Below are 15,374 nucleotides of genomic sequence, written 5' to 3' on the forward strand. Positions count from 1 at the left end.
ACTACTGCTGCGCCACCGCCGCCTGAGGCCGGATCGGGAGGCGTCCTATCGGGCGGCCTGTGGCGGCGCGTACGGCGGAGGCTACGGCGGCCGGGGAGGTGACGACCGGGACGGCGCTGGCGGGTTTGGCGCCGAAGGGGGCTACGACGTCGCGTTCCTCGACGAGTTTGACGATGCGGATGTCGGGGGCGTCGAGGGCGGTGGGCAGGGGGTAGCCGGTGAGGTCGGGGTGGCGGATCTGGCCGCGGGTGGTGCGGAGGTTCTCCATCAGGGCCGCGCCGAGGCCCTGGGTGACGCCGGCCTCGATACGGGCGCGGAGCTGGCGCGGGTTGAGGACCCGGCCGACGTCCTGGGCGACGGTCATCTCGACGACGCGGATGGTGCCGAGTTCGATGTCGACGTCCGCGACGCAGCGAATCGCGCAGAAGGCGAGGCCGACGAAGGCGTCGCCCTGGCCGGTCTCGTCCAGGGGCTCGGTCGGGTGGGGGCGGCACTGGGCGGTGGCCCAGAGTTCCTTGCCGTCCAGGGCCTCGGCGACGGTGGTGCTCAGGACGCCGTCGTACGAGGTGATCTTGCCGTCGTTGATCTGGAGGAGTTCGGTGGACATGCCGAACTTGTGGGCCAGGGGTTGCAGGAGCTGGGTGCGGACCATCTTGGCGGCGCGTTCCACGGCGCCGCCGGAGACCCAGGTGTGTCGGCCGTGGCAGGCGCGCCCGGCGGACGGCTGGTCGGTGTCGACGCCCGCCACGTGCACCTCGTCGATGCCCAGCGTCTCCTGGACGATCTGGCGGGCCAGGGTCGAGAAGCCCGAGCCGGTCTCCACGGCCGCGCACAGCACGGTGGCGACCGAGCCGCTGACCTTGACCGTGGCGGTGGACACCTCGTCGGCGCCCTCCGCGCCGAGCATGTGGACCATGCCGAGCGCGTAGCCGACGCCGCGGCGCACCGCGGACGGCTCGCCCGCGCCCTCCAGGCCGCCGGGCAGCAGCCAGTCCTCCTCCGGGGTGTCCTTGGGGAGTTCGGGCAGCGGCTCGTCCTTGACTGCGCGCAGCAGTTCGGCGACCGGCGCGGGGCAGGTGACGGTCTGGCCGGTGGGCAGCAGGTCGCCGGTGGCCATGACGTTGCGCAGCCGGATCTCGGCCGGGTCCATGCCGAGCTTGGCGGCCAGCTTGTCCATCTGCCCCTCGTACGCGGCGCAGACCTGCATCGCGCCCTCGCCGCGCAGGTGGCCGGAGGGCGGGTTGTTCGTGCGGACCGCCCAGCCCTCGATGAAGGCGTGCGGGACGACGTACGGGCCGCAGGCGAACGACACGGCGGCGGCCAGCGCCTCGGCCGAGGTGTCCGCGTACGCGCCCGCGTCCATCAGGATCTGCGCCTCGACCTTGACCAGCTTGCCCTCGGCGTCCGCGTGGTGCCGGTAACGGAGGAGGGTGGGGTGGCGGTGGGCGTGGCCGAGGAAGGACTCCTCGCGGGTGGCGGCCAGTTTGACCGGGCAGCCGGTGCGCAGCGCCAGCAGCCCGAGGGACAGCTGCATGCCCGGGTCCTCGCGGTCCGCGGTGGCGCCGGGCACGCCGGTGACGACGACGCGTACCCGCTCCGGCTCCAGCCCGAAGCAGGCGGCGGCCAGGTCGCGGTCGGTGTGCGGGTCGGTGGAGGCGGTGTAGATCTCCACGCCGCCGTCCGGGCGCGGCACCGCGAGCCCTGCCTCGGCGCCGATCGGCGCCGGGTCCTGGCGGCCGATGCGGTACAGGCCCTCGACGATGGTCTCGCCCACCACCTCGGGGTCGCCGAAGTGCAGCGGGATGTGCCGGATCAGGTTGCCGTCCGGGTGCAGCGGTTCGGCTTCGAAGGCCAGTTGGGGGTCGGTCACCGGCTCCAGGATGTCGTATTCGACAGCGATGGCCGCGGCCGCCAGCCGGGCCGTGTCGGGGTGGTCGGCGGCGACGGCGGCGATCGGCTCGCCGTGGTGGCGGACCACGTCGTGCGCGAAGACCGGGCGGTCGGGGATGCCCCGGCCGTGCCCGGCGTCGCCCGGCACGTCCGCGTGGGTGACGACGGCCCGTACGCCCGGCATCTCCACGGCCTGTTCGGTGTCGATGGAGGTGATGCGGGCGCTGGGGTACGGGGAGCGCAGGATCGCGGCCCACAGCAGGCCCTCGGCCCACAGGTCGGAGGCGTACGGGAAGACGCCTTCCGTCTTGGCGGGCGCGTCCTCGGGCGGGAGGGAGACGCCGAGGCCGTGCGGCGGCGGGTCGGCGGGCCCGCCGGAACGGTCGCCCGCGGCGGGGGGCGCGGTGACGGCGCCGGCGCCCTCGGATGTGCCGGTCATACGGAGCCTCCGGACTGCGGATCAGCGCCCGGGCCGTGGGGGTGCGGCCCGTGGGGGTGGTGGCTGTGGGAAGCGGGGCCCTGCGGGTCGGCGGGGCCCGCCTGGTGCGGGATGCGGGGGTGCCGGCGCCGGTACCGGGCTCCTCGGGGGCGGCCGCGGCCTCCTCGGCCGCCGCGGCGGCGTCGGCGCGGGACCGTACGACCTCGTTGACCGCGTCGAGCACGCCGCGGTAGCCCGAGCAGCGGCACAGGTTGCCGCACAGGGCCTGCCGGGTCTCCAGCTCGGTGGGGGCGTGGTTGCCCTCCAGCAGGTCGTGGACGGTCATCGCCATGCCGGGGATGCAGAAGCCGCACTGCACGGCGCCGGAGTCGGCGAGGGCGCACTGCACGTCGGAGGGCGCGCCGTTCTGCGCGAGACCCTCGACGGTACGGACCTCACTGCCCGCCGTGGTCGCGGCGGGCACCAGGCAGGATGCGACGAGGCGCCCGTCGACCTGGACGGAGCAGGCGCCGCACTCCCCCTGCGAGCAGCCGTCCTTGGCCCCGGCGAGGCCGAGGCGCTCGCGCAGTACGTACAGCAGCGATTCGCCGATCCAGGCGTCGGTGACGGGGCGGTCGGTGCCGTTGACGGAGAGGACGTAGGAGGTGTGCGGGTGTTCGTCGTGGGGGTCGGGGAGGGGGAGGGGGTCCGTCGTCGTGTCGTCGGCGGGGGTCAGGGCCGGGGTCGCGGCCGCGGCCGGGGCTACGGCCGTGTCGTCGGCCGGGAGCGGGGTGGTTTCTGGGGCGGGTGCCGGTTCCGGGGCTGCGGGCGGCTCTTCGGCCACGGTGACGGGCTCCGCGGGGGCGGCGGCGGGGTCCGGGGTGGCTGCGGGCTCCGGGGCGGTGGCCGGTTCCGGGAGCACGTCGGCGGGGTCGGCGGGAGAGGCCGTCGGGGCGTCGGGGGTGGCTTGGCCGACGGACTCGGCCGAGACGGGCGTGACCGGCTCGGTCGGCGGGGCCTCAGTCTCCGTGCCGGGTGCGGATGCGGTTGCGGGTGCGGGTGCGGGTGCGGTTCCGTGCTCCGGGTCGGTTCCGGTCCCGGCTTCCGGGGTCGCGGCCTCGGCAGCCTCCTCCGGCCCGGCCGCCTCGGGGGCGGCGGGCTGAGCGTCGGCGGCCGGGGGCGCGTCCGTGGCGGCACGGGTGTCGGCTGCCGGGGTGGCACCGGGCTCGACGCCTGCTTCGGCGGTGGCGTCCGCCGAGGTTCCGGCGGTGGCCTCGTCCGTACGAGCCTCCGCGTCCGTACGAGTCCCGACGTCCGTACGAGTGTGTGCGTCCCTGGGGGCCTCGGCGTCCGTACGAGTCCCGGCAGCAGGCGTCCCGCTCTCGTCCACGGGCGGTCCGTCGACGTCGGCGGCAGCCGGGCCGAGGGCGATCGGGCCGGACACGGGCTCCTGGGCGGCCTGGCCGACGTCTCCCCGGGCTCGGGCTCCGACACCGGGACCGACACCGGCACCGGCTCCGGCTTCAACTCCGGCCCCGGCTCCGCCTCCTGCTGCGGCAGCCCGTCACCGTGCGGCGCCACCTCACCCTGCACCGGCGCGCCCTCATGGCCGGGCGCCCCACCGTGCGCCGGCGCATCGTCGTGCCCAGGCGTCTCGCCCTGCGGGTCGTCCACCGGCTCCGCACGCGGCGGCCACTGCGCCAGCGCGTCGGCGGGCAGGGACCAGTTGCCCGCGCCGCCCAGCGTGCCGCCCGCGCTGTCGCCGGAGGCGGGCACGTGGTGGCCGGGGTCGTAGCCGGGGGTCACCTGGTCGGCGGGGCGGTGCGGCTGCTGTCCGTACGGCAGGTGGCCGGCGCCGGTGTGCTGGTCGGTGGTGTGCTGGTCGGTGGTGAAGTGCCACTGGCCGGTCGCCGCCGGGTCCACCGGGGCGTGGCCGTGGCCGTGCCCGTGGTCGTAGGGGCCGTACGCGGTGCCGTACCCGGAGGCCGGGTGCGTACGGTCGTCGCCCAGCAGGTACTCGCCGGACTCCTCCAGCATCTCGTCCGGGGCGGTCGGGATCGCCCACTGGCCCGTGGTGCCGCTGGACCCGTCGGTGCCCGCGGCGGGCCAGAGCGCGTGCGACGCGCCGTCCGTGCCGTCGGCGTAGTGGCCGCCGGGCACGCCGGTGTGCGGGCCGCCGTCCGTCAGCCCGTGGGCGGGCAGGTCGGTGGCCGGGGCGTCCGCGAAGGGCAGCGTCCACTGGCCGGTGGCCGACGGGTCGGTCGTCGCGCCCGGAGTGGGCGGCGCGAAGGAGGACGGCGGGGTGTAGCCGTGGCCGGGCGCGGCGAGCGGGTCGGCGGCGTAACCGCCGTGGTCGACGGCGCCGGGCACGCCGCCGTGGGCGTCCGGGGTGCCGGTGCCGTGCGGGTCCGGGTAGCCCTGGTAGCCGTAACCGCCCGGGTAGGGGCCGCTGGTGAAGCCGTCCGGGAGCTGGACGAAGGCGGTGGCCTCCGACTCGTACTCGTTGCCCTGGGGCAGTGGTTCCCAGCGCTGGCGGTCCTGCGGCCGCACCACGCGCAGTGGCTGGGTGTCCTCGGGGCTGTTGCGCCGGTCGTTACGGTCGGGGCGGTCGGCGTCGCTCACGAGAGCGCCCTCCCAAGTGCTCGGCGGGCCAGGGCCGCCACCGTACGGCGCAGGTGCAGTGCGGCGGGCGGCAGGGTCTGCGGTTCCGTGCCGTCCTGCGGCGGTGGCGGGTCCGGGATGCAGGCGGCGGCCACGTAGTCGCCGAAGGCGGCCAGCGCCTCGGGCACCAGTGTGCGGTCGCCGTCCCAGTCGATGATGGAGGCCACCCACTGCTCGGCCTCCAGGGGCCGCAGCGGCATGGCGGCCACCGCGCCGACCGCGCAGCGCACGCCGCGCCGGGCCGGGTCCAGGACGAGCGCCACCGAGGCGGTGGCGCGGCCGGGGCCGGTGCGGCCGGTGGCCTTCAGGAAGGTCTGCGGGGCGTGCAGCAGCGGCACCCGTACGTAGCCGACGAGTTCGCCGGGGCGCAGCATCTCGCGGCCGGCCAGCAGGTGGCTGACGGGGACCTCGCGGCGGGCGCCGCCGGGTCCGGCGACGACGAGGTTCGCTTCGAGGGCGGCGAGCACCGGCAGGGTGTCGCCGGTGGGCGCGGAGGTGACGATGTTGCCGCCGAGGGTGCCGGCGTTGCGTACCTGCGGGGGTCCGGCGGCGCGGGCGGCGGCGGCGAGGCCGGGGATGAGGGCGGCGAAGTCGGGGCGTCCCATCCGGGCGAGGGTCAGGCCCGCGCCGAGCAGGGCGTGGCCGTCCTGGTACTGCCAGCCGCGGATCTCGCTGATCCGGCCGAGGCCCACCAGTCTCGCGGGCCGCAGCAGCCCGGAGTTGACGGCGGCCATCAGGTCCGTACCGCCCGCGACGGGCACGGCGGCGGGCATGGCGGCGAGCGCCGCCACGGCCTCGTCGAGCGAGGCCGGCAACGTCACCGATTGCGAAGCCTGCGGTGCGTGCGTGGTCAACCCAGCTGCCCCTTCCCCGGTGTCCCGGCTGTTCCGCTCCGCCGTACGGTACGTGCTCACGGTCCGGACGTGGCAACTCTGGCACATCTTTGCAGGCCCGCGGCGCTAGGGCCCGGGTTCCGGACGCCTTCGGACGGCAGCGGGCGCGCCGCGTACGGGACATGGCCGGTGTTCGGGGCGTTCGGGACGTTCGGGACGCGCGCCGGCGGGCGGCGGCGCCGGGCGGGCGGCGGACGGCGGCCGGGGAGCGGTGGAGCAGGCGTGACGTGCGGGACGGCGTCCCGGCACGGCCTCCGGCTGTGGCCGGGGCCGGGGGCCGTGCGGTGTGCGGGCGGACGTTCCCGACCCCGCCTGGTGCGCTGTACCGGACATGTCTCACCTTGGCTGCCTTCAGTGCGTTCCGCGGGAACCACCGTCCCAGGTACCGCGGGCTCCGGCCGCCCGCATCAGCCCCGGCTCACACGTTTGGGGGCGACCCCTCGATCGGACGTCCGAGCAACCCGGGGCGCCGTTGCCACGGGAAGGGGCCACCGGGCGGCCGGTAGTCGACGCCGAGGGCGTCCAGGCGGTGGTAGTGGGCGTCCATCCGGCGGGTGAAGCCGGTGTGGTCGCGGTCCTCGGGGGCCGGCAGCCGCGACCAGGCGACCTCGGCGAAGGCGGCGAGCCGCGGGAAGACCTGGTAGTCCAGGCGCTGCTGGTTCTCCATCACCTCGGTCCAGACGTTGGCCTGGGTACCGAGGACGCGGGCGGCCTCGTCCGGCGTCAGCTGCGGGGGCACCGGCTCGAAGCGGTAGACGTCCTCCAGGGTCCGTACGTAGCCGATCGGTACGGGTTCGTCGGCGCCGCCGTCCTGCCGGTGGTCCAGATAGACCTGCTGCTCGGGGCACATGACGACGTCGTGGCCGGCCCGGGCGGCGGCGATGCCGCCCGCGTAGCCGCGCCAGGACGACACCGCGGCGCCCGGCGCGAGGCCGCCTTCCAGGATCTCGTCCCAGCCGATCAGGCGGCGTCCGCGGTCGGCGAGCCAGCTGTCGAAGTGCCGGATGAACCAGCTCTGCAGCTCGTCCTCGTCGGCCAGGCCCAGTTCCTTGATGCGGGCCTGGGCGGCCGGCGACGCGCGCCACTGGTCCTTGGGGCACTCGTCGCCGCCGATGTGCACGAACGGGGAGGGGAAGAGGCCGAGGACTTCTTCCAGCACCCCTTCGTAGAAGCGGAGGGTGGTGTCGGTGGGGGCCAGGACGTTCGGGTTGACGCCCCAGGTGTCCCAGGGCTTGAGGGTGGCGGTGTCGATGACGTCGGTGTTGCCCAGTTCCGGGTACGCGGCGATGGCGGCCTGCGAGTGGCCCGGGATGTCGATCTCCGGGACGACGGTGATGTGCCGGGCGTCGGCGTAGGCCACGATCTCGCGGATGTCGTCCTGGGTGTAGTAGCCGCCGTGCGGCCGGTCGTCCCACAGGGGCGAGGCCCGGTGGCCGAGCTTGGTGCGCTCCCGCCAGGCGCCCGCCTCGGTGAGGCGCGGGTGGCGCTTGATCTCGATCCGCCAGCCCTGGTCGTCGGTGAGGTGGAAGTGCAGGACGTTGAGCTTGTGGGCGGCGAGCAGGTCGATGTAGCGCAGCACGCCGTCCTTGGGCAGGAAGTGGCGGGCGACGTCGAGCATCATGCCGCGCCAGGCGAAGCGGGGCGCGTCCTCGATCCGTACGAACGGTACGGACCAGCGCTGTCCGGGGCGCAGGGGCGCGCGGCGGTGCGCGTCGGCGCCGAGCAGCTGCCGCAGGGTCTGCGCGCCCCAGAACGCGCCGGCCGCGCCGCCGCCGAGGAGGGTGACGCCGCTGCCGTCAGCCGTCAGCCGGTAGCCCTCGGGGCCGAGTGCGGCGGCGGTGTCGGCGTCGACGCGGAGGCGGATGACGCCGCTGCCGGGGCCGGGCGCGGGGGTGCCGGCCCCGGTGCCGCCGTTACCGGAACCGCCGTCGCCGGTGGTGCCGTCGGCGGTCGTGCGGGGCGGGAGCGGCAGGCCGGTCGCGGTGCCGACGGTGCCGCGCAGCCAGGCCGCGGTGGCCTCCGTACCGGGGCCTGCGTCCAGTACGGTCCCCGGCCCCAGGAGGAACGCGCCCTCCTCCGGCCGGGTGTCGCGTGGCCGGGGTATCAGGTCGGTCTCCGTACGGGCGCTGTCCGCCGTCGCTGCGTCGTCCATGTGCTGACCCTTCCGTTCGGGGGCTGGGAGGTGGGAGTGGCCGGTGCGGTTCACCGGAGGGGGCGCGTGCGGGCGTGTCGTCAGTCCTTCACCGCGCCGCCCAGGCCCGACACCAGCCTGCGCTGCACGAGCACGAAGAACACCAGTACGGGGATGGTCATCACGGTCGAGGCCGCCATGATCCCGCCCCAGTCGTTCTCGTCCGGTTTGAAGAAGACCAGCAGCGCCATCGGGAGGGTGGAGTTCTCCGTCGCGCTGATGATGAAGGACTTGGCGAAGAGGAAGTCGTTCCAGGTGCTGATGAAGGAGAAGACGCTGGTGGCGACGAGCCCGGGGAAGACGAGCGGGAAGAGGATCTGCCACAGGAAGCGGGCGCGTGACGCGCCGTCCAGGTAGGCGGCCTCCTCCAGGGCCTCGGGCACGGCCCGGACGAAGCCGCGCAGCATCCAGATCGCGAAGGGGAGGGAGAAGGCGAGGTGCGGCAGGATCAGCGAGCCGAGGGTGTTCAGGCCGATGCCGGGTACGGCGTCGCCGACGTCCCGCATCAGGAAGAACAGCGGGATGGTGAGCGCTTCGACGGGCACCATCTGGGCGACCAGGAACATGATCATCAGCGTCGTGCGGAACCGGAAGCGGAAGCGGGTGACGGCCGTCGCCGCGAGGAAGGCGATCAGCGCGGAGACGATGACGACGACGCCCGCCACGAAGAGGCTGTTCAGGAAGTAGCGGCCGAAGTCCTGCTGCTGGAAGACCCGCCGGAAGGCGTCCAGGGAAGGGTGCAGGGTCCAGGGCACCGGTTCGGTGGACTGGATCTCGCCCGCCGGTTTGAAGGCGGACAGCACCATCCAGTACAGGGGAAGGCCACGGCGGCGGCGAGCAGCAGCGCGCCCGCCTCGGCGGCCAGCCGTCCGGGCCGCCGTATCCGGGGTGTGCGGACCGACGTGCGGACTGACGTGCGGACCGGTGTGGGGGCCGGTGTGGGGACCGTACTCACAGTTCCTCCCCTGTCGGCGCAGCAGGCGCAGGTAGACGAGCGTGACGGCCAGCAGGATCAGCAGCATCACGATGCCGATCGCCGAGCCCAGGCTGTACTGGGACGAGGCGAACGCCTTCTGGTAGGCGTACACGTTCAGTACGAGGTTCTGCCCGGCGATGCCGCCGCCGTTGGTCATGACGTAGATCTGGGTGAAGACCTTGAAGTCCCAGATGACCGACTGGATGGTGACGACGACGAGGATCGGCCGCAGCATCGGTGCCATGACCGAGCGCCAGATCCGCCACTGCGACGCGCCGTCCATGGCGGCCGCCTCCAGGACCTCGCCCGGGATGGCGCGGATGCCCGCGTAGACGGTCACCATCACGAACGGGAACGAGCACCACACGACTTCCAGCAGGACCAGCGCGAAGGCGCTGTAGCGCCCGTAGGTCCAGGAGAAGTCGCCGAGGCCCAGCACCCGGTTGACCGGCCCGAAGTCCGGGTCGAAGAGGAAGACCCAGACGGTGGAGCCGGTGATGGCGGGGGTGGCCCAGGCGCCGAGCGCGGCGAGCATCAGGGCCAGCCGGGGCAGCGCCCGGATGCGGGTGAGCAGGACGGCGGTCGAGCAGCCGACCACCAGCGTGCACAGGACGCAGGCCGCGGCGAACACCACGGTCGCCAGCAGCACCTGCCAGAACTGGCCGTCGCCGAGCAGTTCGGCGTAGTTCGCCAGCCCCTTGAAGGTGGTCGGTTCGCCGCCGCTGACCTGGGCCTGGGTGTATTCGAGGAACGAGATCAGGCCGAGCTGGTAGATCGGGTAGACGAGCAGGCCGCCGAGGACGACCAGGGCGGGCGCGAGGTAGAGCCACGGTGTCCAGCGGCTCCCGTGCCGGGACGGCGGCCGCAGCCGGCGGCCGCCGGTGAGCGGCGTGCGGCCGCTCCCGGGGCGTGCTTCCTTGACCGTGAGCGTCACTTCTTGAACGCCTCGTTCATCTTCTTGGCCGCGTCGCCGGAGGCCGTGGCGACGTCCTTACGGCCGCTGACGATCTCCTGGTACATCGTCGGCAGTACCAGCGCGGAGTCGATGCCGCCCCAGGCCGGGGAGGCCGGGACGAACTTGGCGCCCGCCTCCAGCGTCCGTACGAAGGGCTGCACGAACGGCTGCTTCTTCGCCGCCTCGGCCCGTACGTCGCCGTACGTCGGCAGGAAGCCCATCGCGTCGAACAGCCGCTGCTGGGTGTCCTTGCCGGCCAGCGCCTTCATCAGGTCGACGGCCAGCGTGCGGTGCGAAGTGCTCTTCAGTACGCCGATGTTGTTGCCGCCCGCGAAGGCCGGGGCGATGGAGCCCTTCGTGGTGCCGGGCAGCGGCACGACGGCGTACTTGCCCTTGACCTTGCCGTCCTCCATGGCCTGGTGGCTGAAGTCGCCGCCGATCGTCATGCCCGCCTTGCCGGCGGCGAAGGCGGCGACGGAGTCGTTGCCGCCCATCTCGGCGCACTTGGCGGCCGGGCAGTTGGTGTCGCCGAAGAGGTCCGCGTACGCCTTGATGCCCGCCTGCGCCTTCGGGCTGTCCACGGCGGCGGTGTACGCGTCGCCCTTGCCGGTCGCCAGTTCGCCGCCGTGCGCCCAGAGGAAGGGCAGCGCGCCGTAGGTGTACGCGCCGCCGACGGAGATCCCGTACAGCTCGGGCCGCTCCGCGCGGATCTTACGGGCGGTCGTGGCGACCTCGTCCAGGGTCGTGGGGACCGTGAGTCCCAGATCCTTGAACACGTCGGTGCGGTAGTACAGCGCCCGGACGCCGACGAACAGCGGCGCGCCGTAGACCTTGCCGTCCACGGTCACCGACTGCTTGGCCGTCGGGTCGGTGTCCTTGGCGTCCTTCCAGGCGCCGAACTCCTGGCTGACGTCGGCCAGTCCGCCGTCCTTCACGTAGCCGGCGGTGTCGGTGTTCCCGTACTCGATGAGGTCGGGGGCGCTCTTGGGATCGTTGAAGGCGGCCTTGATGCGCTGGGCGCGGGTGTCGACCGGGATGTAGGTGACGTCGACCTTCGTGCCCTTGTGGGCAGCCTCGTAGTCCGCCACCGCCTTGCGGACGACTTCTTCCTTGGGCTTGTTGTTGACCTCCTGGAAGAGCCAGACCCGCAGCGTGCCGGTCTTGCTGTCCTCCTTGGCGCCGCCGCCGGAGGTGGACGGGGCGCAGCCGACGGCGGTGCCGAGGGCCAGGGCAAGTGCCGCGGCACGGGCGGCTGTTCGGGCGGAGAGCTGCATCGGGTACCCCCTGAAGGAACGTTGCAACATGCGCAACGGGCGTTTCGCCATGCACAATCCTCAGGAGGCTAAGCGCGCCGACGCTCCCCCACAAGAGCCGATCAGGCAACGGCGCGGGCGACACGCCGCCACTGGCCCACATTCGTCGGCATTCCGTCCCGGTACGTCTATCTATGAATCAGATGTCCCTCCTCGGCTCCCAGAAGCGGCCCCGGGCCTCGTCCGCGCGGACCGGCCCCCGGCAGCACCCCCTGGAAGCAGCTCCCAGCCGCACGACACAAAGGACCGACCGAACCCATGCGCGCAAGACCCGTACGCACCGCCCTGCTGGCCGTCGCCGCCCTGGGCCTGCTCCCCTTCGCCACCGCCCCCGCCGCCGCCACGGACGCCCGGCCGGAGACCGGCGGCCGCCAGCACATCGCCATCCACGAGGGCACCGACCCCTCCGGCCCGCTCCTCGCCGCCGCCTACCTGCGGTGCTTCCCGACCGGCGGCAGCCACCCGACGCCGGAGGCCTCCTGCCTCAAGCTGGCCCTCGCCAACGGGGACTACGCCCGCGTCCCGCAGATCCACCGCGCCTGCACGAAGATCTACCAGCCGGTCACGGTCGTCACCCACGGCACCTGGCACGGCAGGACGACCGCCTACCAGCACACCTATGCCAACCAGTGCATCGCCAACGCCGAGAGCGGCGACATCTTCAACCTCACCCCCTGGAACGACTGACCCGCCCGGCGCACCCACACCGAGAGGCCCGGCCCCCGCGGGGACCGGGCCTCCGTGTGCGGCGCGTACCACGCGTGCGGCCCGCTCCCCGTACGGGAACGGGCCGGACACGCGCGAGGCGGGCGGGGAGCCGCGCGCCGGCGCGCCGCCCCCGGACGGACTACTTCTTGCCGCCGTCCTTACCGCCCTTGTCCTTGTCGCCGCCGGCGCTCATGGACTCGTAGATCTCCTTGCACATGGGGCAGACCGGGTACTTCTTCGGGTCCCGGCCCGGCACCCACACCTTGCCGCAGAGAGCGACGACGGGGGTCCCGTCGAGCGCGCTCGCCATGATCTTGTCCTTCTGGACATAGTGGGCGTAGCGCTCGTGATCGCCGTCGCCGTGCGACGTCTGCGGCGTCGGCTCTACGAGGGTCCCCGTACCTGCCCCGCGCTCGGGCTCAACAGTGCTCATAACCGCCAAGGGTACCGACGCGCGCGGCGTGCCGGGAGCGACGGCCCGCGCGCAGGTGGAGGGCGGCCCCGAGGCCCGCGACCCCTGCCGCCACCCACGGCAGCGCGGAAGCCTGGACGCCCGCCGCGAGAGCCAGCCCGCCCAGCGCGGAGCCGACCGCGCTGCCCAGGTAGAGGGCCGAGTTGTTCAAGGCGAGGGCCACCGTGCCGCGGTCGTCGCGCAGCGCGAGCAGCCGGTGCTGCTGCGGCACCTGAAGGGCCCAGCCCGCCGCGCCCCAGACCACCAGCGCGGCGGCTGCGCCGGGCAGTGCGGCGGAGGCCAGCAGCGGCAGCAGGGCCTGAGCCGCGGCCACCGTCACCAGGATCCCGCCGACCAGGGCCGTGATCTTCCCCGTACGGTCCACCAGCGGCCCGGCCGCAAGGCTCCCGAGCACCCCGCCGATCCCCCACGCCCACAGATACGGCGCGACCTCGCCCACTCCCCCGCGGACGCCAGCACCGGCGCCAGGTACGTGTAGAGCCCCAGACTCGCCACCGCCGCCAGGAACGAGACCCCCACGATCGGCGCCACCTCGCGGTCCGTGACGGCGGCCAGCCGGGCCCGCACCGGCACCGGCGGATCCGCGGGCACCGCGGGCAGCAGCCCGGCCAGCCCCGCGAGGGCGACCACCCCCAACCCCGTGACCAGCCACATCGTCGTCCGCCACCCCGCGTGCTCGGCCAGCAGTACCCCCACCGGCACACCGACCACCGTGCCCGTACTCATCCCACCCATGACCAGTGCCAACGCCCGCCCCCGCCGCTCGGCGGGCACCAGCGCCGAGGCGGCGGCCGTGGACAGCGCCGCGTAGACGCCCGCCCCGGCGCCCGCCACGATCCGCGCACCCAGCAACGCCCCCAGCGCGGGCGCGAGCGCCGTGGCGGCGTTCCCCACCGTGAACACCGCCAGCGCCAAGAGAATGACCCCGCGCGGCCGCACCCCCGACAGCAGCCCCGCGACCAACGGCGCGGCAACCGCATACGCCAGCGTGAACACCGTCACCATCTGCCCCGCCAGCGACACCGTCGTACCGAGGTCGTGCGCGACCACCGGCAGCAGCCCCGCCATCACGTAAGCGTCGAGCCCGAGCGCGAACGCCCCCAGCGCCAACAACCAGACCTTGCGCATCGCTGTCAACTCCCCTGTTCCGTAAGCCCTTGTGCACCGACCGGAGGAACGTAGGCGGGCTCCCTAAGGCGGGGGAAATGCCGGAGTGGGGGAATTGATGCCCAGGGGGAATAGGTGTGTTGTGTACGGCAGCGGATCGGCGTCGAGCCGCGCCGGCGGAGCCGAGGGCGGAGAGCGCCTCGCCGGGCACGCCGTGACGGAAGGGGTCGGCATGTCGCAGAGTGAAGGTGCACGGCTGTTCCGGGAGAGCTGGATCGCGGGAGTGCGCCGGCACTTCCCCGGGGAGCCCAAGCCCGGCTACGTCACTCCGTGGGACGACATCCCGCAGTGGGAGCGTGCGGCCGCCGGGGCTGTCTATGCGCAGGTCCGTCAGTTCATCGAGGTCAGCGGGGGCCGCTCCTCGAAACTGTCCCGCGAGCAGAAGAGCCGCTTCGTCGCGACGTGCTGGACGGCCCAGATGTTCCGGCACTTCGAAGACCCCAAGCCCGGTTACGTGGCCGACTGGCCCGACCTGCCGTCCTGGCAGCAGGAGACCGACGCGGACGTGTTTGAGGCCATCGAGGAGGCGTTGAGCTGAGCGAAGGCGCTGCTCCGGTCTGTCGGCCACCCCGCCCCGCCCCGCCTCGCCTCGCCCGGGAAGCACAGCAGCCCTCCGGACGTTCGGGGAAGTGGCCGCGCGGAGCGATGTGCGCCCGGCGGGGACGTGTGCGGACAGCCACGTGCGGATGAGCGCGGAGGCGCTTCGGTGGAGGGCGACGGCAGGACGTGGACATGACGGTGGGCGCGGGGCCGGTGGCGGGAGTGGCGCGTGGCACGGACGGGCTCGACGGGGTCGAACTGCGGCACCTGCGTGCCTTCATGGCCGTTGCCGAGGAGCGCGGTTTCACGTATGCCGCCGACCGGCTGCGCGTCGGGCAGCCCGCGCTGACCAAGTCCGTACGGGCCCTGGAGGAGGTTCTTGCCACGCGGCTGCTGGACCGCACCACCCGGCGCGTCGAGCTGACGGAGGACGGCCGTCGACTGTACGCCGAACTGGCGTCGCTGCTTCCCCGGCTGTCCGCCGCGCTGCGTGCGCCCGGTGGGCAGCCCGTGCTGCGGCTCGGTTTCACGTCACTGCTGCCCGCCGCCTGTGCCGAGCTGAACGCGGAGTTCGAGGCGGCCACCGGGGCCGGGGTACGGCTGGTCCGCCGGGACACGCCGCTGGCGGGACTGGACACCGGCGAGTCGGACATCGCCGTACTGCGCGGCGACGCCCCGCCGGACGCGGACGTCCGCACCCGGGTACTGCTGCACGAGCCGCGGGTCGCCGCCGTCGGCCGAGGCGGCGCGGGCGCGTCCCTGGCGCGCCGCCGGGTGCTGGACTGGGCCGAACTGGCGGACCACCCGCTCGTCGTGAACACCGTCACCGGCAGCACCCGCCCCGAACTGTGGCCCGCCGACCGGCGCCCGCGCCTGGCCTGCACGGCGGACAACTTCGACGAGTGGCTGGAGGCGGTGGCCGCCGGACACGGGGTGGGCGTGGCCCCGCAGGAGGTGGCCACGCGCCACACCCATCCGGGCATCCGCTTCGTACGCCTGAAGAACGCTCCACCGGTGACCGTTCGCCTCGCCCTGCCCAACCGGGGCGCCCATCCACTGGCGGAACGGTTCTTCGGTGGGGGCGGGGATCGCGGTCGAGGTGGGAGGGGCCGGAGCTGAAGGCGGGGCGGTAGGGGCGGAACCGGTGGGGTTCGGGGCGGCGGGGGGTGGCGGCCTACGGGCGCGCGCTT

Annotated in this window: 10 protein-coding genes and 3 pseudogenes; 3 read left to right on the forward strand and 10 right to left on the reverse strand. The window is 73.9% G+C overall.

The genetic code is table 11. The features are described 5' to 3' along the window. Position 1 precedes the first annotated feature (1 nt). The 7 genes and pseudogenes from ACEXOX_RS19445 to ACEXOX_RS19475 all read right to left on the reverse strand — a co-directional run bounded on the left by ACEXOX_RS19445 (position 2) and on the right by ACEXOX_RS19475 (position 11,258). Positions 2–2,329, reverse strand: coding sequence for a xanthine dehydrogenase family protein molybdopterin-binding subunit (locus ACEXOX_RS19445; RefSeq protein WP_406522139.1), 2,328 nt, complete (start codon positions 2,327–2,329; stop codon positions 2–4). After that, a pseudogene (locus tag ACEXOX_RS19450) lies at positions 2,326–3,488 on the reverse strand ((2Fe-2S)-binding protein); the annotation flags it as partial. The gene ACEXOX_RS19445 and the pseudogene ACEXOX_RS19450, both read right to left, overlap by 4 nt. Before the next feature lie 1,438 nt (positions 3,489–4,926). Next, positions 4,927–5,823 carry an FAD binding domain-containing protein gene (locus tag ACEXOX_RS19455; RefSeq protein ID WP_406522140.1) on the reverse strand — a complete coding sequence of 299 codons (897 nt, stop codon included), beginning with the start codon at positions 5,821–5,823 and terminating at the stop codon, positions 4,927–4,929. A gap of 457 nt (positions 5,824–6,280) precedes the next feature. After that, entirely contained in the window at positions 6,281–8,014 is a 1,734-nt protein-coding gene (locus ACEXOX_RS19460; RefSeq protein ID WP_406526396.1) for a beta-N-acetylhexosaminidase, read from the reverse strand. A gap of 80 nt (positions 8,015–8,094) precedes the next feature. Then, positions 8,095–8,936: pseudogene (locus tag ACEXOX_RS19465) on the reverse strand (carbohydrate ABC transporter permease). Positions 8,937–9,015: 79 nt separating this feature from the next. After that, a pseudogene (locus tag ACEXOX_RS19470) lies at positions 9,016–9,897 on the reverse strand (carbohydrate ABC transporter permease); the annotation flags it as partial. Between the two features lie 62 nt (positions 9,898–9,959). Then, positions 9,960–11,258, reverse strand: coding sequence for an extracellular solute-binding protein (locus tag ACEXOX_RS19475; RefSeq protein ID WP_406522141.1), 1,299 nt, complete (start codon positions 11,256–11,258; stop codon positions 9,960–9,962). A gap of 297 nt (positions 11,259–11,555) precedes the next feature. On the opposite strand from ACEXOX_RS19475, the gene ACEXOX_RS19480 reads away from it, so the two are divergent. Further along, positions 11,556–11,984 carry an SSI family serine proteinase inhibitor gene (locus ACEXOX_RS19480; protein WP_406522142.1) on the forward strand — a complete coding sequence of 143 codons (429 nt, stop codon included), beginning with the start codon at positions 11,556–11,558 and terminating at the stop codon, positions 11,982–11,984. A 160-nt stretch (positions 11,985–12,144) separates the two neighbouring features. Here the strand turns inward: ACEXOX_RS19480 and ACEXOX_RS19485 are convergent, their stop codons facing one another. The 3 genes from ACEXOX_RS19485 to ACEXOX_RS19495 are packed head-to-tail and all read right to left on the reverse strand — an operon-like array spanning position 12,145 to position 13,605. Beyond that, positions 12,145–12,438: a DUF3039 domain-containing protein gene (locus ACEXOX_RS19485; protein WP_030025272.1), complete on the reverse strand. Its 294-nt coding sequence runs from the start codon at positions 12,436–12,438 to the stop codon at positions 12,145–12,147. Next, the gene (locus tag ACEXOX_RS19490; RefSeq protein ID WP_406526692.1) at positions 12,425–12,871 is read right to left on the reverse strand and encodes a hypothetical protein; all 447 of its coding nucleotides are present in this window, start codon (positions 12,869–12,871) and stop codon (positions 12,425–12,427) included. The genes ACEXOX_RS19485 and ACEXOX_RS19490 overlap by 14 nt, the downstream gene beginning before the upstream one ends. Then, on the reverse strand, positions 12,793–13,605 hold the full coding sequence (locus ACEXOX_RS19495) for an MFS transporter (RefSeq protein WP_406522143.1): 813 nt from the start codon (positions 13,603–13,605) through the stop codon (positions 12,793–12,795). Before ACEXOX_RS19495 ends, ACEXOX_RS19490 begins: the two co-directional genes overlap by 79 nt. 211 nt (positions 13,606–13,816) lie before the next feature. Between ACEXOX_RS19495 and ACEXOX_RS19500 the strand changes: the two genes are divergently transcribed. After that, a complete protein-coding gene (locus ACEXOX_RS19500) occupies positions 13,817–14,182 on the forward strand; it encodes a hypothetical protein (protein WP_406522144.1) in 366 nt (121 codons plus the stop codon). A gap of 194 nt (positions 14,183–14,376) precedes the next feature. After that, a complete protein-coding gene (locus tag ACEXOX_RS19505; protein WP_406522145.1) occupies positions 14,377–15,303 on the forward strand; it encodes a LysR family transcriptional regulator in 927 nt (308 codons plus the stop codon). Positions 15,304–15,374: the final 71 nt, after the last annotated feature.

This window comes from Streptomyces sp. Ac-502, assembly GCF_045222935.1.
In the GTDB taxonomy this organism is placed as follows: Bacteria; Actinomycetota; Actinomycetes; order Streptomycetales; family Streptomycetaceae; genus Streptomyces; species Streptomyces monomycini.